Source organism: Flavihumibacter fluminis, from assembly GCF_021491375.1.
Lineage (GTDB): Bacteria > Bacteroidota > Bacteroidia > Chitinophagales > Chitinophagaceae > Flavihumibacter > Flavihumibacter fluminis.
The window spans coordinates 239,112-260,785 of record NZ_JAKEVY010000003.1 but is presented as its reverse complement, the minus strand read 5'-3'; the positions used below and the strand labels follow the sequence as shown (position 1 = coordinate 260,785).

General features: G+C 41.6%; 20 protein-coding genes and 1 tRNA gene. 11 read left to right on the top strand and 10 right to left on the bottom strand.

Annotated features, from left to right (window positions below):
* The first annotated feature begins 7 nt into the window (after nucleotides 1-7).
* Entirely contained in the window at nucleotides 8-2,167 is a 2,160-nt protein-coding gene (locus L0U88_RS12360; protein ID WP_234866372.1) for an outer membrane protein assembly factor BamB family protein, read from the top strand.
* Here the strand turns inward: L0U88_RS12360 and L0U88_RS12355 are convergent.
* The 7 genes from L0U88_RS12355 to L0U88_RS12325 all read right to left on the bottom strand — a co-directional run bounded on the left by L0U88_RS12355 (nucleotide 2,164) and on the right by L0U88_RS12325 (nucleotide 9,934).
* Entirely contained in the window at nucleotides 2,164-2,793 is a 630-nt protein-coding gene (locus L0U88_RS12355) for a Crp/Fnr family transcriptional regulator (protein ID WP_234866371.1), read from the bottom strand. The genes L0U88_RS12360 and L0U88_RS12355 overlap by 4 nt on opposite strands.
* Nucleotides 2,794-2,816: 23 nt before the next feature.
* A complete protein-coding gene (locus tag L0U88_RS12350) occupies nucleotides 2,817-3,779 on the bottom strand; it encodes an NAD(P)-dependent alcohol dehydrogenase (RefSeq protein ID WP_234866370.1) in 963 nt (320 codons plus the stop codon).
* A gap of 18 nt (nucleotides 3,780-3,797) precedes the next feature.
* The gene (locus L0U88_RS12345; RefSeq protein WP_234866369.1) at nucleotides 3,798-6,233 is read right to left on the bottom strand and encodes a TonB-dependent receptor; all 2,436 of its coding nucleotides are present in this window, start codon (nucleotides 6,231-6,233) and stop codon (nucleotides 3,798-3,800) included.
* 39 nt (nucleotides 6,234-6,272) lie between these two features.
* Nucleotides 6,273-7,259 (bottom strand): ABC transporter transmembrane domain-containing protein, encoded by a 987-nt coding sequence (locus tag L0U88_RS12340; RefSeq protein WP_234866368.1) that lies wholly within the window; start codon nucleotides 7,257-7,259, stop codon nucleotides 6,273-6,275.
* Nucleotides 7,260-7,271: 12 nt separating this feature from the next.
* Entirely contained in the window at nucleotides 7,272-8,315 is a 1,044-nt protein-coding gene (locus tag L0U88_RS12335) for a P-loop NTPase family protein (RefSeq protein ID WP_234866367.1), read from the bottom strand.
* 29 nt (nucleotides 8,316-8,344) lie between these two features.
* Entirely contained in the window at nucleotides 8,345-9,028 is a 684-nt protein-coding gene (locus tag L0U88_RS12330; RefSeq protein ID WP_234866366.1) for a DUF2490 domain-containing protein, read from the bottom strand.
* Between the two features lie 162 nt (nucleotides 9,029-9,190).
* Nucleotides 9,191-9,934 carry a metallophosphoesterase family protein gene (locus tag L0U88_RS12325; protein ID WP_234866365.1) on the bottom strand — a complete coding sequence of 248 codons (744 nt, stop codon included), beginning with the start codon at nucleotides 9,932-9,934 and terminating at the stop codon, nucleotides 9,191-9,193.
* A gap of 409 nt (nucleotides 9,935-10,343) precedes the next feature.
* Here L0U88_RS12325 and L0U88_RS12320 point away from each other — a divergent pair, with 409 nt between their 5' ends.
* The 4 genes from L0U88_RS12320 to L0U88_RS12305 all read left to right on the top strand — a co-directional run bounded on the left by L0U88_RS12320 (nucleotide 10,344) and on the right by L0U88_RS12305 (nucleotide 12,456).
* Nucleotides 10,344-10,823, top strand: coding sequence for a ribonuclease H-like YkuK family protein (locus L0U88_RS12320; RefSeq protein WP_234866364.1), 480 nt, complete (start codon nucleotides 10,344-10,346; stop codon nucleotides 10,821-10,823).
* A 169-nt stretch (nucleotides 10,824-10,992) separates the two neighbouring features.
* Nucleotides 10,993-11,049 (top strand) — tRNA-OTHER (locus tag L0U88_RS12315).
* A 77-nt stretch (nucleotides 11,050-11,126) separates the two neighbouring features.
* Entirely contained in the window at nucleotides 11,127-11,285 is a 159-nt protein-coding gene (locus L0U88_RS12310; RefSeq protein WP_234866363.1) for a hypothetical protein, read from the top strand.
* A 73-nt stretch (nucleotides 11,286-11,358) separates the two neighbouring features.
* Entirely contained in the window at nucleotides 11,359-12,456 is a 1,098-nt protein-coding gene (locus tag L0U88_RS12305; RefSeq protein ID WP_234866362.1) for a slipin family protein, read from the top strand.
* Between the two features lie 44 nt (nucleotides 12,457-12,500).
* On the opposite strand, the gene L0U88_RS12300 is transcribed toward L0U88_RS12305, so the two are convergent.
* The 3 genes from L0U88_RS12300 to L0U88_RS12290 all read right to left on the bottom strand — a co-directional run bounded on the left by L0U88_RS12300 (nucleotide 12,501) and on the right by L0U88_RS12290 (nucleotide 14,856).
* A complete protein-coding gene (locus L0U88_RS12300; RefSeq protein ID WP_234866361.1) occupies nucleotides 12,501-13,511 on the bottom strand; it encodes a type II toxin-antitoxin system antitoxin SocA domain-containing protein in 1,011 nt (336 codons plus the stop codon).
* The gene (locus L0U88_RS12295) at nucleotides 13,508-13,882 is read right to left on the bottom strand and encodes a hypothetical protein (protein WP_234866360.1); all 375 of its coding nucleotides are present in this window, start codon (nucleotides 13,880-13,882) and stop codon (nucleotides 13,508-13,510) included. The genes L0U88_RS12300 and L0U88_RS12295 overlap by 4 nt, the downstream gene beginning before the upstream one ends.
* 101 nt (nucleotides 13,883-13,983) lie before the next feature.
* Entirely contained in the window at nucleotides 13,984-14,856 is an 873-nt protein-coding gene (locus L0U88_RS12290; RefSeq protein WP_234866359.1) for a fructosamine kinase family protein, read from the bottom strand.
* A 477-nt stretch (nucleotides 14,857-15,333) separates the two neighbouring features.
* On the opposite strand from L0U88_RS12290, the gene L0U88_RS12285 reads away from it, so the two are divergent.
* From L0U88_RS12285 to L0U88_RS12260, 6 genes are all read left to right on the top strand, one after another.
* On the top strand, nucleotides 15,334-16,593 hold the full coding sequence (locus tag L0U88_RS12285; protein WP_234866358.1) for an ATP-binding protein: 1,260 nt from the start codon (nucleotides 15,334-15,336) through the stop codon (nucleotides 16,591-16,593).
* Nucleotides 16,594-16,704: 111 nt separating this feature from the next.
* A complete protein-coding gene (locus L0U88_RS12280; protein ID WP_234866357.1) occupies nucleotides 16,705-16,965 on the top strand; it encodes a DUF4172 domain-containing protein in 261 nt (86 codons plus the stop codon).
* On the top strand, nucleotides 16,956-17,777 hold the full coding sequence (locus L0U88_RS12275) for a Fic family protein (RefSeq protein ID WP_234866356.1): 822 nt from the start codon (nucleotides 16,956-16,958) through the stop codon (nucleotides 17,775-17,777). The genes L0U88_RS12280 and L0U88_RS12275 overlap by 10 nt, the downstream gene beginning before the upstream one ends.
* A 394-nt stretch (nucleotides 17,778-18,171) precedes the next feature.
* Complete coding sequence (locus L0U88_RS12270) at nucleotides 18,172-20,235, top strand: hypothetical protein (protein WP_234866355.1); 2,064 nt, start codon at nucleotides 18,172-18,174, stop codon at nucleotides 20,233-20,235.
* 48 nt (nucleotides 20,236-20,283) lie between these two features.
* Nucleotides 20,284-20,916 (top strand): hypothetical protein, encoded by a 633-nt coding sequence (locus L0U88_RS12265; protein ID WP_234866354.1) that lies wholly within the window; start codon nucleotides 20,284-20,286, stop codon nucleotides 20,914-20,916.
* Nucleotides 20,917-20,924: 8 nt separating this feature from the next.
* Entirely contained in the window at nucleotides 20,925-21,467 is a 543-nt protein-coding gene (locus tag L0U88_RS12260) for a hypothetical protein (protein WP_234866353.1), read from the top strand.
* Nucleotides 21,468-21,674 lie beyond the last annotated feature (207 nt).

The following is a 21,674-nucleotide window of genomic DNA, read 5'->3' as shown; positions in this document are numbered from 1 at the left end:
TAGGGGAATGAAGAAATCCCTTCAAGCCCTAAGCCTGATTGCATTCCTGGCAGGCGCCTGTTCACAACAGTCTTCCAACCTCGACTGGCCCGTGTATGGCGGGTCGAAGGAGAATAACCGCTACTCGGCAGCCGCCCAGATTGATACCTCCAATGTGCAGTTACTAAAGCAGGTTTGGGAATACCAGACCGGCGATGCAGATTCCTCCACCCAGATCCAGGTCAACCCCCTCGTGGTGAAGGATGTGCTCTATGGTATCAGTCCCAAGCTGAAACTTTTTGCATTGGATGCGTCCACCGGCCAACAACGCTGGGTCTATGATCCGGTTACAGATAGTGTAGGGGAAGAAATAAAAGGGGAAGGCTATTTTTCTTTCAACATTGCACGCGGACTGGCCATGTATACCAACGGCGATGAACAACTGCTGTTCTATTCCGCTAATTCCAAATTGTATTGTATTGATGCCCTCACGGGAAAGCCTGTCCGCAGTTTTGGTAACGCTGGTAAAATTGATTTGCGCGATGGCCTGGACCGCGATGCGGCAGATTTGTATGTTGCAGGAACAAGTCCGGGTATTATATACAAAGACCTGATTATTGTAGGGATGCGGGTGGCTGAGGAATCAAAGGCGGCACCCGGACATATACGCGCCTATGATGTACACACCGGTGAACGGCGCTGGATCTTTCATACCATTCCACAACCAGGAGAACCGGGATTTGAAACCTGGGAAGACAGCCTTGCTTACAAGTATGTAGGGGGCGCCAATGCCTGGGCCGGTTTCAGCATGGATGAAAAAAGAGGCATTGTGTATGTTCCAACCGGATCTGCTGTTTATGATTTCTATGGAGGAAAACGATTGGGAAACAACCTCTATGCCAACAGTATAATCGCCCTGGATGCAGCTACCGGAAAACGCCTCTGGCATTATCAGACCGTGCATCATGATGTGTGGGACCGGGATTTACCTACAGCGCCAGTATTGCTGACCATTGAAAAAGAAGGGCGACAAATTGATGCGCTGGCACAAGTCACCAAAACCGGTTATACCTTCCTGTTAGATCGCGTAACCGGTGAACCGGTTTATCCAATTGAGGAAGCCGCTGTTCCGGTGGATTCCGATTTAAAAGGAGAAGTCCTCTCTCCTACCCAGCCTAAGCCGGTCTTCCCGGAACCCTTCGTACGGCAAGGAATAACCGAAAATGATCTGAATAGCATAGTGCCTCCCTCCTCACAGGATAGTATCCGCAAAAGATTTCTTTCCACCCGTCATGACCATATGTATGCTCCGCCATCCAAACAGGGAACGATTATATTTCCTGGCTTTGATGGTGGTGCTGAATGGGGCGGACCTGCCTATGATCCAACATCCGGATTGCTCTATGTGAATGCCAATGAAATGCCCTGGATCCTGACACTGATTGATAAAAAGCAGGAGTCGGCTAAAAAGGAAACCCTTTGGGAAGCGGGCAACCGGATTTACAATGGTGCCTGTATTGCCTGTCATGGTGCAGACCGGAAAGGCGGTGGAAATTATCCTCCCTTGCTTAGCATAGAAGCACGATACAAGGAACCAGATTTGATTGCGCTCCTGCATTCCGGCCGGCGTATGATGCCTTCGTTTGCACATCTCAGTGAGTCGGAGAAAAAAGCAGTGGCGGTTTATGTATTGGGAGATAAGCAGGCGGGCAGGGCTGCATTTGAAGTACCCTCCCAACCTGGCGACGACTATTATAAGCTGCCTTATGTTGGTACCGGTTATCATAAGTTTCTGACGCCGGAAGGTTATCCCGCGGTTTCACCACCCTGGGGTACCCTGAATGCCATTGATCTCAACACCGGAAAAATTGCCTGGAAGAAACCATTAGGAGTATATCCTGAGTTAAAGGAAAAAGGCATTGAAACGGGCACAGAGAATTATGGAGGTCCGGTTGTAACAGCAGGCGGGCTCGTATTCATTGCAGCCAGTAGCGATAGTAAGATTCGCGCCTACAATAAAAGAACCGGTGCTGTACTCTGGGAAGCTGATTTGCCGGCACCTGGTTTTGCTACTCCATCAGTTTACATGGTAAATGGAAAACAATACCTGGTCATCGCCTGTGGTGGAGGCAAACTCGGCAAGAAGGGGAATGATTCGTATGTTGCTTTTGCACTTCCCGGCAACTAAGACACTTTCATCCTTCTACGAATGCGGCTGAGTGATTCAGGTGTAACTCCCAGGTAGCTGGCAATATGATACAGCGGCACCAGCTGAAACAATTCAGGTTTGGTTTCAATCAGGTTTTCATAGCGTTCTTCCGGACTTGAATCCAGGTAATGATGCAATGATTTTTTGAACTGGGAATAATGCTTTTCCGTTTCCATCCGGCATAAGGACTCCAACCTTGGGAAACGACGATACATTTCCTTTTCCACTTCATATGTAAATACCGAAACAATACATTCTGAAGCTGTTTCCCAATTCACGGAGCTGGGCTCCTGGTTATATTTATCACCACCATCGTACAAGCTATCACCCGCAGTGTAAAAGCCGATGGTTTTTTCTTCTCCGTCCTTCACATAATATTCGCGTACGCAGCCTTTGAAAAGATGATAGGAACAAAAGAGACGCTGTCCCTGGCGTATCAGGAATTCACCTTTTGGAACACGCCGGATTTCAATCTTTTCAGCAAAAAAATCTTTCTCTTCGGGCAGGTTGTAGGGTGACTGCAGCAAGGATTGCTGAATCGCCCACAATTCTTCATCTACCTGGTTAGCGGATGCTGATTTGGATGGATTGTTTACAGGTTGCATGGGTCATAACTGATCCTGCAAAATTATTCAAAGCGAATGATAACATTGCCTTTCTTCTGACCGCTCATCACATAATTAAAGGCTTCTGAAATATCTTCCAACAGATAGTTTCGGTCAATCAATGGCGTAAATGCCTTCTTTTCAATTAGTTCGTTGATGAATTCCATGCTTTTGTTGATGGAAAAAGGCAAGGGAAACCGTACTTTTTTTCCAGGCATCAGGGGAGCCGCCAGCGCTAAAAAAGGATTTTGCCAATAAGGGCCCAATTCAGAGGAAACGTACAAACCAATTGGTTTGAGCAGCCTTTTGCATTTACCGAAACTGCTTTTGCCCACCGCGTCAAATACTGCATCAAATTGTTCATCGAACTGGGTGAAGTCTTCCCTGGTATAATCAATCACATAATCTGCTCCCTGCTTATAGAGATAATCTACAAAGGGTGCTTCACAGGTAACCACCACCCTTACCTGTTTGTGTTTCAGAAACTGCAGCGCTGCATTACCAATGGCGCCGGTTCCTCCATTTATAAGCACGGAATCTCCGGCTTGAAGAGGAATTTTATCGAGAAAATAATAAGCATAATGGGCTCCTTCCAGGCTGGCGGCCGCCTGCTCAAAAGTGATATGCTCCGGTTTTTTGAGGATGGCTTTCGAAACCGGTACAGCAACATATTCCGCATGCGTAGCCAGACCTATGTCCAAAAAACCATAGACCAGATCACCAACCTGAAATTGGTCCACCTGCTCACCACAGGCCACTACAATTCCTGAGAAATCAGTACCTGTGATGGGTTTGCGGGGTTTGAACAAGCCCGCAAACAGGCGAATCGCATAGGGCTTTCCGGTGAGCACACCACAATCAGATCGGTTCACGGTGGTGGCTTTCACTTTCACCAGCACTTCATCCGATCGAATAGCAGGAATCGGGACTTCACGAAGGGTCAGTCCATCAGGCGAGCAATAATGATATCGTACAGCAGCTTTCATTATTTAGCATTCATCAAGTTAAAAATAAATACGATAGAGCAGATTCGGAAAGGCAGATGACTGGCGCATATAGCCAACAGAACCGGATTCCGATGGATCATAAAACTCAGTTAAGCGGGCCCTGTTATTCGTGATATTATCAATATTTAGAAAAATTTCGTGCGTAGTCCGGCGGATGTCAATTTTATAACTGAACGATATGGTCATGTGGTACAAATCATCCAGCCCGTTTTTATAAGCCCTGGAATAATCAAAAAATTTATTGTTAGCTGGATCCACAGCAAGATTACCAGTTGCGTTGCGAAGCAGTGGAATATGTTTCTTGCCTCCACCGAAGAATAACCGGCTGTTGATAGCGAAGGTTTTATTCTGCTTCTTTCCAAGTTTGGGGAATTCTTTTCCGAACAAGGCATTGACGAGGTAATTTCCATTGAAACGTGTATTACGCTTTATACCATCCAATGCTTTATAAGTTGAATTATAAACAGATGCATTGATCAGGTAATAGTAATTGCGGTTAAAAAATCGTTCCAGTGTAAGTTCAATTCCGTAGTTGCTTCCTTTTCCTTTGTTGATGAGATCAACGTATTGAAAATCGAGCCCTTCATTGATGGTGCTGAAAAGATTGGTATCGGAATTGGCAACCGGCAGGTTATATAATTGCTGGTAATAAGCTTCCATTTTGATCAGCAGATTTTTGCTTAGCTTTCTTTCGTATCCCAATACAAAATGATTGGCCTTCAATAAGTCGAGGTCTTTATTGGGTTCGGTTGTCTGGCCGCTTTGGTTTTCAATACGGGTGAAATAGTGATGTATGCTTTCCATCGCACTATGATTGCCATAACCCAGGCTCCAGGTGGAACTACGATTGGGTTTATAGTTCATAGCAAAGCGCGGTTCAATCGTTGATTTTTTATTCAGCAATACATTCATGTTATGAATACCCGCAACGGTGCTGAATGCCTCATTGATTCTAAACCTCCAGTTGATGAAATTTCGGATCGTGGATAAGTTATCAGTAAAATCAACCAGCGTGGTACGGATGGAACTACTGTCTTTCAACATCGACTGGTTGAAATCATACTGCTGCAATCCGTATTTGGTTCCCAGTTGAATTTTGTGACGGGCATTGAATTTGTGGTTATAGGTCATCTCCGCACGGTAGGTTGATTTTTTTATTCCGCCGTCAAAATTAAGCTGGTTGTTTCGGATCGAATCTTTGACATAGTTTCCATTATCATCGTAGACCTTAAACAGAAAGCTTTCATAAACGGCGTCGTCAATTCCTTCGCTTGAATAGGTGAGCGCCGTGAACAGATGACTGTTTCGGTTAAGGGTGAGCGTGTGATTGATTCCAACATTGAGCAGGTGCGATTTCTTTTTAAAATCTTCTCCTGTTTTATTCCGGATAAACCGGTTACCGGGAGTTTGCCAAAGTGCCGGTGTCACATCATTAAACCGAAAATTACTGATACCACCCAGACCATAAATTGAAAACGTACCGAGTTTATTGGTGGGCAGCACCACTTTGAAAGCAGCATCCTGAAAATTCAGCACCCCATCAATATCATTAAAGAGTCCCAGGTTGTCCAGCAGCGAAACAGTAGAGTAGCGATAGTTTACCAGGAAGGATCCTTTGTAGCCTTTTTTAAACGGCCCTTCGAATGTCAGATCGGTTCCTATAATACCAATACTGGCGATGGATTCAAATTTCTCATTGTTTCCGGCCCGCAGTTTTACATCATAAACACCGGAGAGCGCATCTCCAAATTCAGCAGAGAAGGCACCGGTATAGAAATCTGAAGTGGCGAGCAGGTTATTATTGAGGGTACTGATCGAACCACCAACAGCGCTCTGATCTGCAAAATGGTTGGGATTGGTGATTTGTACCCCCTCCAGTCGCCATTGCAGGTATTTGGGAGAATTGCCTCGCACAATGATATCATTACTACCATCCTGCGTATTCGCAACACCGGCAAAATTGGAAAGGATCTTGGAGGGATCATTGAAGCCACCTGCATACCGGTTGGTTTGTTCGGGTGAAACAGACCGGCTGCTGACCAGCGACATATCATTGAATGCCTGTCCCTTGTTTTTGTCGTTGGTTACAAATACTTCTTTTAAAGCCGTGGCTGCTTCCTGGAGAGAAAGGGAGAGCACCAGTTCTTTACCTGCCGTCAGCACCAGGTTGGGAAGCACCAGTTTGTCGTATCCAATGGAACTGGCGGATAAGGTATAACGGCCAATGGTCAGTGCTTCAAACCGGAAATTACCCTGGGCATCTGTGATGGTGCTTAACCGGTTGTTATTCTGTTCAATCTGTATAGTAACTCCCTGCAACGGTAATTTACTATCTGTATCAAGGATGGTTCCACGGATCGTTTGTTGGGTGTTTTGAGCGATGCTTGTTCCTGCCACCAGTAATAGCAGCAACAGTGCTAAGATGTTTTTCATTAAAAAAAGGTTTAAGAAATTGTGACACAAAACAATTTCTTAAACCGCAGAAATTTCTTGACTTAAGGTAAGTCCTGTAAACTTTTTTGCCGCCAATTCTCCCTGCAACCAGATCTGTTCGACCTTAATGATATTCCGCATGGTGGGAAATAAGTTCATCAATACAAGCATATAGGCTAATACATCACCTGCCGACAGGTTGCTCTTTGCCGCATCCCAACTCAATATAATCATAACAATTGCCAGCATCAGATATAATAAAAAAGGGGTCAGTGCACGTAAAAAACTCTTATGAAAATGATAGGAGTGCAGGATGGTCATCAGTTTTGCTTCTTTTGCACTATACTTTTTTTCAGGATCCCCGGTTGATTGAGTGGTCTCTTCAAACAGTGTTTTGGAAACATGATTTAATAAACTACCCTGGCGTTTTCTTTTCTCCTCCCATACGTTTTTATGCGTTTGACTGTACTGCCGCTGGATCAAATAAAAAACGATCACAGAAAGCAGGACAGTTACCGTCAGAACAGCATTCAGTGAATACAAAACATACAACGCCATCGCTAAAAACAAAAGGTCTTTGGTGAGTCCAATGACACCTTTTACCAGCCAGTGCTGCATGTTTTTAGCTTCACTGCTATAAGCCAGGATGGAAGAAGCAGTTGGTTGCTGCCTTTGCTGGCGTTCTTCCAGGTGAACCGCAAAGAGTTGAGATCTGAGCTGCCGCACGAATCCTTCTCCCAAGCAGGCGGACTGGTATTGATGCAACCAGCTCAATAAAAACCGGATCAGCAGCAGACTAAAAAAGAAGATAAAAAAGGAAACCAGGTTTTCCGGTAAGTCTATCCCCAATAACTCAAGCGCCTTTGTTTTGCCTCCACCTGCTGAAAACACGATTTCCATGTATTTTCCGATACTGAGTGGAACAATCAATGCGAAATAGCTGGCAAGCAGACTGGATAGTAGCAACGCTACGGTTTCCTTTTTATGTTGCTTTATAAAAGCCCACCAAATTGGATTGGTTTGCATACTGGTTGATGATTACGCGATGCTGCCAAGAGGCTCTTTAATCAGCTGCAGGAGTTCACCTGTAGCAAGCTGGTCAATTGTGTAAATGGGAAGATTGAGTTTGCTTTTTACTTCCTTGATGAGCAGGGGACTGGCAGTAAAGAGTCCGCTTAATGCGGCAGGAAGTATATTCATTTCCTGAAGCGTTTTCACTCCCTGTACTGCAGAGAGACTGTCGCCGGCAGAGAATACAACAGCATCTATCCCACTCATAAACCTGGATTGCGTTAACAGCATTTCTGTTTCGCGCTGAAAGAGTCCGTCTGCAATTTCGATTACCACATAATCCAGTTCCTTTGCATTGATCTGCATGAGCAGGGTTTCATGCAGGTTCAGTAATTCCTCCAGCTCACAGAGGTAGGTAGATGGAAATCCCATCGCACTGAAATCAGCTACCACATCCGCACCATTATCATAGTTGAGATCGCAATCCTTGGTATAAACAGTGCCGGTGAGTTTGATAAATCCTGTTCGGAATCCGTTTTTCTTTAAGCCACGCACAATATGCGCAGCCGTGGTTGTTTTACCACTGTCCATGGAAGAACCAATAGAAAGAATGATTTTAGTCAGCGATTGCGCAGCACCTGTGTAAGGCATCATTTCGGGCTGCCTGGCTTTTTTGGTATTCAGAATTTCTCCGCGCGCATCTACTGCATAACCGATCATTTTCAGTTGTGTAGGTCCAACGCTGGTGAATCTTTGATGCATACTATGGATGATCCCAACGGTGCCACCTGCTCCCAGGATCTGGTACTCATGAAAGGGATTCATTTCTACATAACCCTCAAACTGACCGGTTGCATATCGTGTACCAAAAGCAGCCATGATTTGATCACCCGGATAAATCGCCGCATTTCGTTTGTCAAATCCCTGGATGGTTTTGTGTTTACCAATACTGACTACTTCAAATACTGCAATGTCGCCAACGGTGGGAATATGAAAATGAACCAGGTCCTGATCAATGTGGTACTTGTTTACATCGCGACAGATATAGGATTTTTTAATTCTCTTTTCCATATAGAGGCTTTTTAAGGTGAAGATTTTTATTAGTTGAACAGTGGATTTAAATTGATTTGTGCACTTAATCCGATGGTGTTGAAATTGTCAAATGGTCTCAGTGTACGGTTTCGTACCGGATCATAGACATTCATCTTTCGGGTATCTGCAGTTAAAAAATTGAACTCCTGTTGCCGCATGTAGTAAAGGCTAACATTCAGGAATTTGGTAAGCTTTGAATTCAGGTTTAAGATAAGCCTGCTGCGATGTAAACCATCCGGACTTTGCCTCGCAATCAACTGCTTTGAATCATTGTAATACCGGATGGGATTACCTCCAATATTATAAAACAACTGATAGTTTACCGAAGGCGAAAGATTCAAAAAATCCATTCGCTTTCTGAGACCAAGGCGCGTGGAGAAACCAATCCTGTGACGAAACCGGCTTTCATTTTGAGAGTTGGTTTCCAGTCGGATGGAATTGGTCCAGTTTATTTTTTTCGTTAACCGATAGGTATGTGCTGCGCGAATAAATGCTCTTGTTCTGGTTTCTCCTGAAGCGCCTCCTGTGAGGAATTGAAGGTTGCCGTACAGGTCCCACCGCCTATTTAACTCGTATTTAACCTGCAACCCAGATTGATAAAAGATAGTATTGAATTTGTTGTTCAAATCATAGGCGCGGAGATGGCTGACCTTCAGATCCACTTTATCAGTAAGTGAAGCCGCTACACTCATGGCATTTCTATTTTGCCACTGCGCTTTCGTTTGTAACCATGCGAAAGAAAAAAGCAGTGCTAATAGAAGCAGTATAGATTTCCTGAGTTTTGATCCGTATGACATATGCTGTTTTGAATTGGTTGCCAAAACAGATCAGGATGTAACCAGGTAAGAAAAAAATTATATATAGGTCCTGCCCTTCTCATCCGGATAAAAAGTAAACGCCGGATCAGACTGATAGACCTGTTTGGAATGCACTTCAACAGCAGATAAAGGTCCCCTGAATCCTGCACCAGTATCCACATTCCAGAGATTCGCTCTATTCACCGGGGTACTGATATTGTAATTGGTAGTGGGAGTATGACCGATATAAATTTCACTGAACAGCTTCAATCGTTTGGGATAAAAGATAGAGTTTTTGGGAAGCTGCGGATCCAGTGCCAGCGATAACTCCCATAAGGTGCGATCCCAGGAATAATTACTGGAATAGGTTTCTTTAATTGGTCCGTGCATGGAAGCAAAACCCGCATGAATGAAGAGCCGGTTATCTTCATCAATCCAGTACATGATGGTGCTGTTGTAAAAAGCCTGATGTTGTAAAAGTTTATTCTTTGATAGCTTCTTATAACTCTGAACAGTAGCCGCACCTTCGCCATCAATCCAATCCTGTTTGGAAAGATTTCCATTCAGCCATTCACTGCACCAGGTATCATGATTGCCCCGAATAAAAATGCAGTTGATGTTTGCTTTGAGTTGAATCAGATAATCTACCACTTCCGCAGATTCGGACCAGCCATCCACATAATCACCGAGGAAAATCAGCGTATCATTTTTGGTTGGCTGTATGCGATGAATGAGTTGAACCAATGCTTTGTAAGCTCCATGAATATCGCCGATAACAAATGTCCTGTTGATACGAGTCATAAAATTTTTTTAAAAAAAGTTTACTGCGTTATTGGAAATATCAAAAAAACTGTACCATCTTTGCATCGCAAATAAAATTACATGCAATCACGGAAACAACATATTGAAATACTAAACGGGTTTACTCCAAGTGAGTATCGTACCGTTGCCGGGGCATGTATTGCTGTACACTTATAACAAGTTTATAAAAATACTGAAATAGAAGCCCCGCCTGGATTGCGGGGCTTTTTTTATTGAAAAAAATGATAGGAAATAAACAACATAAAAATTTTAGCAGCGAACAACGCTGGCAAGAGGCGATTAGTGATTGGAGGGACTGTTGAATGAAGTAGAAAACATTCATACAGGAGTTGAGAACCCGGTCGCGTTACACGACCGGGTTTTTTATTATGTTTTAAACCAAAGCGAAATGGAACAGTTATGGAGAAAATTAGACGGAACACGCATCTGCCAGCCGATTGAGGACGAGATCAGAATGATGATTCTTCGCGAGCAGGCAGCCGGACATGAATTGAAATTGTGCATCGGCACCGATAGCCAGGTAAAAGGCAAACACACACAGTTTGCTACTGTTATCGTTGTGATCCGCAAAGGCAAAGGTGGCTTCATGTACATACTGCCAGAAATCACGGAATGGAAGATGAGTATCAAACAAAGAATGCTACTGGAAGTATCCAAAAGCATTGATGCGGCGTACCGATTATGTGGTATCTGTACGATGTACAATGTGGATTTAGAGTTGCATGCTGACATCAACACCAATCCGGGCTTCAAAAGCAACGATGCATTAAAAGAGGCGATGGGTTATATCATGGGGATGGGCTTCGCATTCCGTGCAAAGCCCCATGCGTTCGCCAGTTCAAGTTGTGCCAACAAGGTGGTTCAATAAATAGGGTTCCCAAAGGGAAGAGGGGATCAGCTGTTACAGACAAACCAGGTGAGGGTGTACAAGCGCCTCGCAGTGCAGCAGTAGTAACTCGCTGTATGCTGTTGTTGTAATGGTGTTCATTCCCTTTTCGCTAAGTGTCGAAGGTTCGAATCCTTCCCTGCTTAAACCAGGTAGCTCAGTGGCAGAGCAATAGCCCTTTAGCGCAGGTTCGAATCCTGCTCACGAATCAGATCGTGATAGTTCAGTGGTAGAACACAACACTTCGGATGTTGGAAAAAGAAGTCCATCCCTTCTCTAAAAAGGATGACCATTCAAAAATCGGGACAACAGCCGGCGGTTGTTAAAACAACTATCCGGTGTGGCCAGCAGTTGTGGGTACTCCTTTCAGCAGTAGTTCACTTCCCTTGTCGCGAAGCATCCGACCTGCCGGGTGATAGCAGCAAGCGAACTGTTCTTATGTAAGAAAGGAAACACCAACTCCGCTTAGCCGGATGGCTGTTGCCTGGTTTTTATAACCAAAACAAAAACTAAAACAATGAAACAAGTAAAAGTAAATGCCTACGAAGTAGGATTGGTATTCCGGAAAGGAGCCTTGCAGAAAGTTATTGAGCAAGGTACTTACTGGTTCTGGCAAGGAGAACAGGTATATGTATACGATACCACAAAGGAATTCGTTGCGCCTGTTGAATTAAATATTCTGTTGGCCAATGAGCAATTGGCAGCGATGCTGGAACTGGTGGAAGTAAAAGACACCGAGCTGGTATTGCAATATGTCAACGGTATGTTGAAAGCGGTTTTAAAACCTGGAAGATATACGTATTGGAAAGGTCCCGTTAACTATGCATTCGTAAAAGTGGATATCAGCAAAGTGGCTATCGATCCTGGTTTCGACCGGATGGTATTAAACAATGCGTTGCTGGCGCCTTATGTGCGGACCTACACCATCGAGAACTATGAAAAAGGAGTCTTGTTTATGGATGGAAAGTTCGAGGGCTTATTGGAAAGCGGGATCTATTATTGGTGGAAGAACCCTGTGGTAATCCAGGTGGCAAAAGTAGATACCAGGCAACTGCAGTTGGAGATCAACGGACAAGAAATACTGACAAAGGATAAAGCTGCGCTGAGGTTAAACGCCTGGGCGCAATACAAGGTGCTGGATATCGAAAAAGCCTTGTTGCAGAACAAGGAATACGAAAGACAACTGTATATCAACATCCAGTTGGTGTTGCGGGAATATGTGGCGGGTTTCGGCTTCGATGAGTTGCTGGAGAAAAAAGAAGCCATCGCGCCTTATATGCTGGAGCGGATTCAGGACAAAGCGGAAGCACTGGGTGTGGAAGTTGTTGGATTCGGGATCCGGGACATCATCTTACCTGGCGATATGAAAGAAATCATGAACCAGGTATTGGTGGCCGAAAAGAGGGCACAGGCCAACACCATCATGAGACGGGAAGAAACCGCGAGCACCAGGTCTTTGTTGAACACAGCGAAGCTGATGGAAGAAAACGCGATGTTGTGGAAACTGAAAGAGATGGAATACGTGGAGAAGATTGCGGAAAAAATCAGCACCATCTCTGTGAACGGCAATGGTAAACTGGTGGAACAGTTGAAAGTATTGTTCACGCCTAAATAAACAAAACCGGGACAGGCAGGATCAGTTCCGGTTTTTCTATTTGGTTAGTTTATTCCTTGCAATGCAAATGCATACTTCTGATAACTGATGATTTTTCTTTCATCTATGTTAGCGGTCCAGGCTAATTCCTTATGGCTTATATCTACCACTTGTTTTGTTGTAAGTCCTTTAAACTTGTTAATTATATCATCTAAAACAGTTTTCTCTTTTTCTGAGAAGGTTTCCTGTTCTAATTTTTGGTTAGACTCTATAAGTTCTCCATAGTTACCGTTATCAAATCCAATTTCAACTATATTAATTTTTTGATCGTCTTGTAATTTCAGATAAAGCTTTTCATAATCAGCAGGAACGGGTCCAAAAGGAATTGCTCTGTATCTTATACCTGTTATTGAATGACCTGTGCGCTGATACATGGTAAAGTCTGCATAAAACAACAACTTATTGAGCTTGGTTTTAAACATTTCAATATTGCCATTAAAATAGGCAATTACCTGACTAATCTTTTGAAAATCTGGTTTCTTATATCCGGAATATTCATTTGGTTTGTCAAATTGAAATATTTGCTTTTCAAACAACTTTTCCCAATAGTCGCCGCTTTTTTCTTTTGCCTCTAGCTGCTTAGCAGTTTCAATGAAAATGGAAACTTCCTTGGGGGAAAGAATATGGCTACTCGCCTCAACCTGCCTAATAAATTCTTCAGGTTGATTTATTGATAAAATTAACCTCCCGTTGGAAACTGACGGCATTTCACCTGTTTCATACAATCTGTAATTATTAGTTCCAAAACCAAGAATTTCTGCGATTTTACTGGCAGAAACATTGTATTTCTCCCTAATGCTTTTTATTTCTTCTGGAAAAGGAATGCCATACTTTTCCCTATATTGATTGTGAACCTGGGTAATGTTGATGGCATCCAATTCATCATCTGTGAACTGCTCTTTTGAGTCTTCGCACAGATAATAATGATATACTACCTCAAACTCTTCTTTTCTAAATGGGAGTGTAGTTACTTCTTTAACCAACTTCATTTCTTTCCCTGTAATCGGACTTCTCATGGTTGTATATTTTTAAAAGGATAACTCATTGCATGTTCTGCATCATGAAATGAAATACATATAACTTGTGTACCAAATGATCCAAGTGATATTTTGATATATACTTCGATGCCTTTGACTTTTGTGCCAAATACCCACATACTTGCTAAACCATAGAGGGTATCATCTAGGGGTCCCTCTGAGTAATCCTCAACTTTGAGATTTTCAATGATCTCTTTTCTTTTATTTGGTGTTATTTCAAGTCCTAATAAAGCTTTACTGTTCTTTTGCCTTAAGTCTCTAAATAGAATACCGAACACCTTGTATTTGGCGAAGAAGTCGTCTAAAAATCGTTGTACATCATCTCTCGTAGTCACAAAGGCGTTTTTCAAAAACAACTAAGAAGTTGTAAAATTAAAATTAAATATTGAAAAATAAACTTTAAAGTTTAATCAATATCTGGAAAATTCAATATTTAGACTGATTGAAGTATTTAATATGCTGCAATAATCGATCTGGCTTCATTCACATAATGTCCTCCGATCAGGGCCGCATGAACGAGGATCGGATAGAGCTGGGTTAGTGGTAATCGCTTTCGCCAGTTGTTCTCAAGCGGATAATAAAACTGATAGGCATCCATAAAGCTGGAATCAAACCCTCCGAAAAGCTGGGTCATACCAATATCCATTTCGCGATGACCGGCATACACAGCCGGATCAAAGATCGTCGGGTAACCATCACCGGTACAGGAGAAATTCCCGGACCAGAGATCTCCATGAAGCAGGGCAGGCGCTTCGGTTGGAAATTCATTTTCAATGACGGCATGAAGTTTCTCCAGCCGGTTGAGCATTTCGGTTGAAAACTGTTTTGTATCAACCAGTACTTGTACCAATGGCCGGATGCGTTCCTGAATGTAAAAATCAGTCCAGTTAGCATGTGTTCGATTGGATTGAGGCAGCCGACCAATATAATTGTCTTCTGTCCAGCCGAAGGCCGATTGCTTCAGCAGATGCTGATGAGCTAATGCTTCTCCGAACCGCTTCCAGAAATCAGTCTGCCTGGGAGCTGGTGTCAGCCATTCCAGCAGGAGCCATTGCAAACCCTGCCACTCACCAACTGCTTCAACGGCAGGAATTTTGAACAGACTCTCTATTCTTAACGCTTCCAGTCCGCGAGCTTCTTTCTCCATTATTCCGGGGAAGGCAGCAGCTTCATTGATTTTAATGAAAAAGGCCTGATCTCCCTTGAACACTTTGAATACCTGGTTGATATCACCGCCATGAACCGGGCTAACCCGGGTAGGGTGCAAACCGAGTTGCTGGAGAAGAGAGGAGAGCATGGGAATGACAGGCTGATCTGGCAACAAAGGAACTGATTTTAAAACTATCGGTTATGATTCAATTGATTCAATTCAATTGGTTCGTATTCGGTTGATAATCTATGCATTAGTGCATCTTATACGAAGGATGTACGTAGGAAGGACGAAGGATACACGTAAAAAGGGGCAAAATTTAAGGTTTTTATACTCCTTGTAATTCAGAGCTTCCTGTATTAAAATGGGTATTATATAATTCATTATCAATAGATTAAATTGAAAAAGTGGCTTCTTCGCCCACTAAAATAAACAGCCTGCGTAAGGGAAAAAATCGGCTCAAACCCTCCGAAAATCGGCTCATCAGCTCAATTAATCGGCTCAGAAGTCCGGACTTTAGCTTTAACCCGGATCCAATTTCAGAGATATGAACGCTGACTGGTAAGTGCTTAGAGTTAGAAAAATTCTTGCAAAAGTAAAGTTGTAATTTATAAATTATAAAGACTAACTTTATTTTTGCAAGAAAATAAGATGAACACAGTTCCCCGTTTTATCACTCCCAGGCTGCTGGAGGCGCTGCAGGTTAGCCCGATCGTCTTCCTGAATGGCGCAAGACAGACGGGTAAGAGTACATTGGTTCAACACAATTTGACTGCGATCGGAACAAAAGAGTATCCGGCTAACTATGTGTCATTTGATAAACCCACACAAATGGCAGCAGCGGCAGCAGCACCAGAATCATTCCTTCGATCTGAAAAAGGATCCATGGTAATTGATGAGGTTCAGCTTGTCCCGGAATTGTTCCGCAGCTTAAAAATTGTTGTAGACGAAATCCGGTTGAATGATAAGCAGCATGCAAATGGCAAGTACCTGCTGACTGGTTCAGCTAATATTCTGGCCTTGCCCAAATTATCAGACGCGCTGGTAGGTCGTATGACTGTGCTGAACTTATATCCGTTTTGTGCTGCTGAAGCTTCAGAAGGAAAGGGAACCGGATTAAGCAAATTGTTTGAAATGGATTATTCAACAATGAACGACAGGGGGCTATCCATACTAGATGCTATGAAGATTGCCACCTTCCCTGAAATTTCAGGTAAAGATGTTAAAGAACGTCGCATCTGGTTTGATGGATACATTACTACTATCCTGCAGCGGGATGTGCGAATGATTGCAGAGCTTGATAAAATAGCAATGCTCCCGAACCTATTGCGTTTGTTGGCAATTCGTTCCGCCAATCTGATAAATGATGCAGATATCGCCCGGGACCTGGGTTTGAATCCGGTTACCACCAAATCCTATCGCAACATTTTGAAGATGATGTTTTTAAATTTCGACATTGAGCCCTGGTACAGAAATATAGGAAAGCGGCTGGTTAAATCGCCCAAGGGATTTCTCATTGATACCCTGATGAGCTGTCATATGCTGGATCTGAACCTGGAAGAGCTATCTGTAAAACGACCGGAGTTATTTGGCCATCTGCTGGAAAACTTTGTCGCGACTGAGTTAATGAAGCTGCTCAGCTTTTCAGAAATCAATGCGCGGTTATGTCATTTCCGGACCAGTGATGGTAAAGAGGTGGATTTCGTTTTAGAAAAACCTGATGGTTCATTGTTTGCCATTGAGGTAAAGAAAACTGAATCCGTTAACCTGAAAGATTTCAGTGGTATTAAAATTTTTCAGGAGCTGAACCCGAACGACTTTATAGGTGGCGTAGTACTATATTCAGGTAAGGAAGTTGTTCCCTTTGGTGAAAAGCTGTGGGCCGTTCCCTTTCATGTTTTATGGCAGTAAATAATTGCTAATCGCAAAACAGTTGATGGGGCTGCTAATCACCGCATCAATGCCCACGAAAATGGAGATTGCGGTGATTCGTTGGTATATTCACCGCAAATCATGCGGCGAATGGCTATCTACATTTATCAACTACCTCATTGGCCAAGATTTGTCTGGGATCAGGAAATGATAAGTCCCCTGGTAGCTGGAATAAGAAGCCGGCAAGGAAGACTGCTAGGCAGAATGGAAGCCCTGGGTTTCCAATTGAAGGCGGAAGCCAACCTCCAAACTCTCACCCTGGATGTGTTGAAGTCGAGCGAAATTGAAGGTGAGCTGCTGGATGAGGACCAGGTTCGATCCTCCATTGCCCGCCGGCGGGGATGGATATAGCTGGATTGGTACCTAGCGACCGTCATGTTGATGGAGTGGTGGAAATGTTGCTGGATGCTACGCAACACTATCAGCAACCACTAGCTGCAGATCGATTATTTGGGTGGCACTCTGCACTTTTTCCTTCAAGCAGAAGAGGCATGCGCAAAGCTGATCCCATGCAGGTAGTTTCGGGTGCGATGGGCAAGGAAAAAATACATTTTGAAGCCCCGGATACCGATCGTTTGGAAGAGGAGATGCGGCAGTTCATCAGTTGGTTTAATGAGGATACCTATATGGATCCGATAATAAAGGCTGCCATTGCTCATTTGCGGTTTGTTACGGTACATCCTTTTGACTATGGAAATGGCAGAATTGCCCGGGCCATTGCAGATATGCAATTAGCCCGTGCTGATGAGTCAGCCCAACGCTTCTACAGTATGAGTGCACAGATTCGCAAGGAAAGAAAGGAGTACTACGAAATACTTGAAAGCACGCAAAAGGGTTCCATGAACATTACCAACTGGCTTGACTGGTTTTTGCAATGCCTTGATCGCGCACTGGAAGCCAGTAGTGAAACCCTGGCCAGTGTATTGAAGAAAGCCAGCTTCTGGGAGAAACATGCGACCACCAGTTTAAACCAACGCCAGCGACTGATGCTGAATAAGCTCCTGGATGGTTTTGAAGGAAAACTAAACACCTCCAAATGGGCGAAGATCACAAAAACATCATCGGATACTGCATTAAGGGATATACAGGGTTTGGTGGCTAAGGGGATATTGGAGAAGGAAGTGGGTGGACGAAGAAGTACGAGTTATTGTTTGATGGAGTAAATGAAATTTAATGATAAAAACCAAAAAACTGTTTTTTCATAAGTAAACTACCAATACAAGTAAAAGAAAATTCATTCAAATTTTGTGAATTTGATACTTCAGAAATAATATATTTATTTTACATATAAGCTTCAGCAGGTCAAAATTTTTTTAATTCCTGGTGACTTCAGGTAGGTTCATCTATGTAGCATATCATATTATGATAACTGGGTTATTGATTAAATATTAGCCACCATAAATCCTACATTATGCTTATGTCAACACCTGAAAGGCTTGAGTTGTCTATTAAATTTCCAGTTTTACTTTTTTTATTTGTTTATTATTTACCAACTGTAGTAAGAAAGACTTTATAGAAGACCAAAATGATCAACAAATTGTTGAGAAATTTTTAAAAATGAATTCTTCTGCTGATCCACTATTATTACAAATAAAAAATGATCTCAGGAAAAAAAATTTAGTTTACAATAGCATTGTACAAATAGCAAAACACCAAGGCTATCCTGTATGGAACAAAGTTATGAGGTATGCTTCTTCAGACAATATTGTAAGTTCATCTGTTTCAATAAGAAACCAATCATTAAGTAGCTCAAAAACATTATTTATACCTCTAGTAAAGGATTCACTCAAGAAAAAGTCCGTTGATGCAATTTTGATAGTTAAGCACCAAAGCGATAGTCTTAAATATCGATTGATTAAAAAAGGAGAGTATCGAAATTTAAGAAGTAACAATCACTTCAATGCTCCTAGCAAAGATGATGTTGTAAGATTGTTTATGATACTAGAAAAAAATGTTTTTGGCCATGAAACTTTCAAAGTATTAGATAGAAGCCTTTTCACTGAAATAAAAAATGAAATGTCTATTCGTGGAATAGATACGAGTTTACCTATTGTTGCGACATTTGAACCAATCAGAAAAAACGAGAAAAAGTTAGCAAGTGGTATTGTCGAAATTGAAGTTTGTGAAGTACACTACGTGCCAGGGGGGTGGGTAACAGGAGAGCAAGGATATCAACTAGTTGCCATTCAAGGTCCATGTTCTACTTATCTGGTTTGGGTTTCAGATGGTGGAGGATCAGCCGGAGGTTCCGGCTCTGGCTCGGCATGTGATCCTGTTTTAGGTTGTAATACTGGAGGAGGAGGTACTGGTGGAAGTGGAACAGGCGGCGGTAATGAATGCTTGGTTTGTGAGGATGGAGAAAATGGTTATATACCTACGGAACTTTCACTTCGATTTCAATCTCTTCAATCTTATTTAAACTTAAATGCCACCCAGTCGAACTGGTTATCTGATCGAATTGATATCATTAACAAGATATATGAAATGTGTATGGAAGATGACTTTAGTTATGAAGCTCGGGCCGCCTCTAGGGTAATCATTGATTTAGTTATAAATAATAGAATTCAAGGACCATATGATGGTACTTTTAAAAATGTCTTAATCACTAATTTACCTCCTGGGATCGCTCAGGCTCCTGACTTCAATGAAATTGTAACAAAACATCTTCCAGCAGCAATTGCTTATAAAACATTTAAAAATGGAAATGTTTTTGATTTAAAAATTATATTCGATATAACAAAAGAATGGTCGAATAATGGAAAATTTGATATAAAAGTTTTGGACCATGGTCTTTTAAGCATATATAATAATGATGATTATTGGGCTGAGATTGATGCTGTATTTGCTACTAAACAAAATTTTGCAACAAATCAGTTGAGAAATATTTGTATAAATAGGGGCTGGGCTAATGGTGTTGATCCAATTACATTCAATCGAAAAGTTGGTAAGGCTTTTGAAGAAACTGCATTAGTATATTTTGGATTGAAGGAGAATAGATTAAATTATAGCGCACCGGAACGAGCTCAACGCAATTCACCAAATCCACCTACTCAAGTTAGACCGGATGCAATTGAAAATTTCATACTTACATGGTACGGAAATAATTCCGGTTCAGCACATATAGAACAATTGCAAAAATTTTTTCTTGCTGAAGTCAAAGCATATTCTGGAGTCTTGGAGTTAAGTTCAAACAACTGGCAAATATTAGGAGAATTGGAATTAGCAAAAAAGGCATCGGATGATGTAATGAATAACTCCTATTACCAACAAATACCACCTGATCCAATAAAGGGACCATTAAATCAAATGAAAGATGGTCCCGTTTTATTTTTTATTACAACTTCTGATACTGAAATAGGTCAAAGTATTATTGATGAAGCGAAAAGGAAGAGTATTAATATTTGGCAATCAAAGGCGAAATTTGATCCTGCAACTTCTAAAATTACCTTTGAAACGCCAAAATTTATTTATAGCAAAGATCCAAATAATTATAAAGGGAAAGCCGTTCCTTGGGGAGTTTTAAATTATTTGATGCAGATAATAAATAAGGAAGTATCAAAAAATTTATTGACACCTGTTACCCCTAATTTCGATCTTGATCCTGAAGAATTGTATAAATAAAAATATACTTTGCATCTTTATCAATGTTAGTTTTTATATGTAAATATTATGTCCAGAAGAATTTCCAAAAAAGAACTTTCTCAATTATTAAAGAACATAAATTTTGAGCGAAATGATTTGAAATTGAATGATGGTGATTCAGCGGATTATCATGAATTGTTTTCCAAGGAGATTTTATTAACCTTTTCGGGCAATGATTATGGTGTTTTATTTGAATCTGAATCGGAGTTAAAGAGGTTCAGAAATCAAGTAAATTTTGATAATGAATCTCATCCCTTAGCTGGTGTTTTCAATAGCGAAGAAGATTTTTATGAATGCCTTTCTGCTGCAAAAAATAGAATTTCTGCATATCTTAAAATTAGCGAATCTGAGCTTAATGAATCTATTGAAAGTTTGAAAATAATTGACACCAATATAAAAAGGCAACAACTATCTCTTCAAGCGTATTATGATTTTTTGTATAAATATATAATATGTTATATCGGTATGGTTATTATCCAGAACCGAGGAGGGAAGTGGCTGATACAATTTAGCGAAGAAAAGGATATTTTGGAGCCATATGTATCCTTACCCACAGAAAAGCTGGTAGATGTTTTCACAGATGCGTATGCGGATGCATACGAAGACTGGGATCATTTTTCTATTTATACTACGGCCCACATGCGTCTTGATAGTTTATAATCTTTCTTATGCAGAAATATTCTTTCCTGGCTGTCCTGATTGTATTTGTCTATTCCTGCGGATTATACAAAGAGAAATCCACCAGTAATGAATCGGTAATAATTGATTTGCGACAATTGGGAATTACCTATTTAGCCGATTCTGTATTTGAAAATGATAGAGCAACACATTTATTATTAGGTCCAAAGGGATATGTACTAGTTGGACAATATGGATATAATGATGAGTTTGGAAATTTTAATCAAATCCATCATCTTCCAGATGCCATCTGCAGTTTATCAAAACTGCAAGTAGTTGATCTATCTTTTAATGATATTGAATCGTTGCCTGTTTGTTTTTCTATGTTGAATAATATTACCAGCATAAACTTAACTTTTAATCGAAGGTTTAATGTTAGGAAAGCGATTCCAATTTTAAAAAGATTGAAAAATTTAAAAAACCTTAGCCTATATAAATGTCACTTTTCTTTAGATGACACAACCTGGATAAGAGAACAATTAATGCAGCCGAACCTAAAGCTCTTACTTACCGACGCTGATTCAGGGCGATAAATTTGTTTTTTTAAAAAAAGCAGCTACAGATTTTACTCCGTAACTGCTTCATTTTTCGTGGTGTGGGCCGGAATCGAACCGGCGACACAAGGATTTTCAGTCTGCAAAAAGCTGGTTTCATATGGTTTGATATGGTCTTATATCATTGATAATCAATGTTAATCGCTTTGAATGAATTCATAATAATCCGGGTAAATCCATAAAATG

Bases quoted from the DNA above. Each gene is read 5' to 3' on its own strand.
- L0U88_RS12360 (WP_234866372.1), top strand. From the start codon at position 8: ATGAAGAAATCCCTTCAAGCCCTAAGCCTGATTGCATTCCTGGCAGGC.
- L0U88_RS12355 (WP_234866371.1), bottom strand. From the start codon at position 2,793: ATGCAACCTGTAAACAATCCATCCAAATCAGCATCCGCTAACCAGGTA.
- L0U88_RS12350 (WP_234866370.1), bottom strand. From the start codon at position 3,779: ATGAAAGCTGCTGTACGATATCATTATTGCTCGCCTGATGGACTGACC.
- L0U88_RS12345 (WP_234866369.1), bottom strand. From the start codon at position 6,233: ATGAAAAACATCTTAGCACTGTTGCTGCTATTACTGGTGGCAGGAACA.
- L0U88_RS12340 (WP_234866368.1), bottom strand. From the start codon at position 7,259: ATGCAAACCAATCCAATTTGGTGGGCTTTTATAAAGCAACATAAAAAG.
- L0U88_RS12335 (WP_234866367.1), bottom strand. From the start codon at position 8,315: ATGGAAAAGAGAATTAAAAAATCCTATATCTGTCGCGATGTAAACAAG.
- L0U88_RS12330 (WP_234866366.1), bottom strand. From the start codon at position 9,028: ATGAGTGTAGCGGCTTCACTTACTGATAAAGTGGATCTGAAGGTCAGC.
- L0U88_RS12325 (WP_234866365.1), bottom strand. From the start codon at position 9,934: ATGACTCGTATCAACAGGACATTTGTTATCGGCGATATTCATGGAGCT.
- L0U88_RS12320 (WP_234866364.1), top strand. From the start codon at position 10,344: ATGGAACAGTTATGGAGAAAATTAGACGGAACACGCATCTGCCAGCCG.
- L0U88_RS12310 (WP_234866363.1), top strand. From the start codon at position 11,127: ATGACCATTCAAAAATCGGGACAACAGCCGGCGGTTGTTAAAACAACT.
- L0U88_RS12305 (WP_234866362.1), top strand. From the start codon at position 11,359: ATGAAACAAGTAAAAGTAAATGCCTACGAAGTAGGATTGGTATTCCGG.
- L0U88_RS12300 (WP_234866361.1), bottom strand. From the start codon at position 13,511: ATGAGAAGTCCGATTACAGGGAAAGAAATGAAGTTGGTTAAAGAAGTA.
- L0U88_RS12285 (WP_234866358.1), top strand. From the start codon at position 15,334: ATGAACACAGTTCCCCGTTTTATCACTCCCAGGCTGCTGGAGGCGCTG.
- L0U88_RS12280 (WP_234866357.1), top strand. From the start codon at position 16,705: ATGGCTATCTACATTTATCAACTACCTCATTGGCCAAGATTTGTCTGG.
- L0U88_RS12275 (WP_234866356.1), top strand. From the start codon at position 16,956: ATGGATATAGCTGGATTGGTACCTAGCGACCGTCATGTTGATGGAGTG.
- L0U88_RS12270 (WP_234866355.1), top strand. From the start codon at position 18,172: ATGAATTCTTCTGCTGATCCACTATTATTACAAATAAAAAATGATCTC.
- L0U88_RS12265 (WP_234866354.1), top strand. From the start codon at position 20,284: ATGTCCAGAAGAATTTCCAAAAAAGAACTTTCTCAATTATTAAAGAAC.
- L0U88_RS12260 (WP_234866353.1), top strand. From the start codon at position 20,925: ATGCAGAAATATTCTTTCCTGGCTGTCCTGATTGTATTTGTCTATTCC.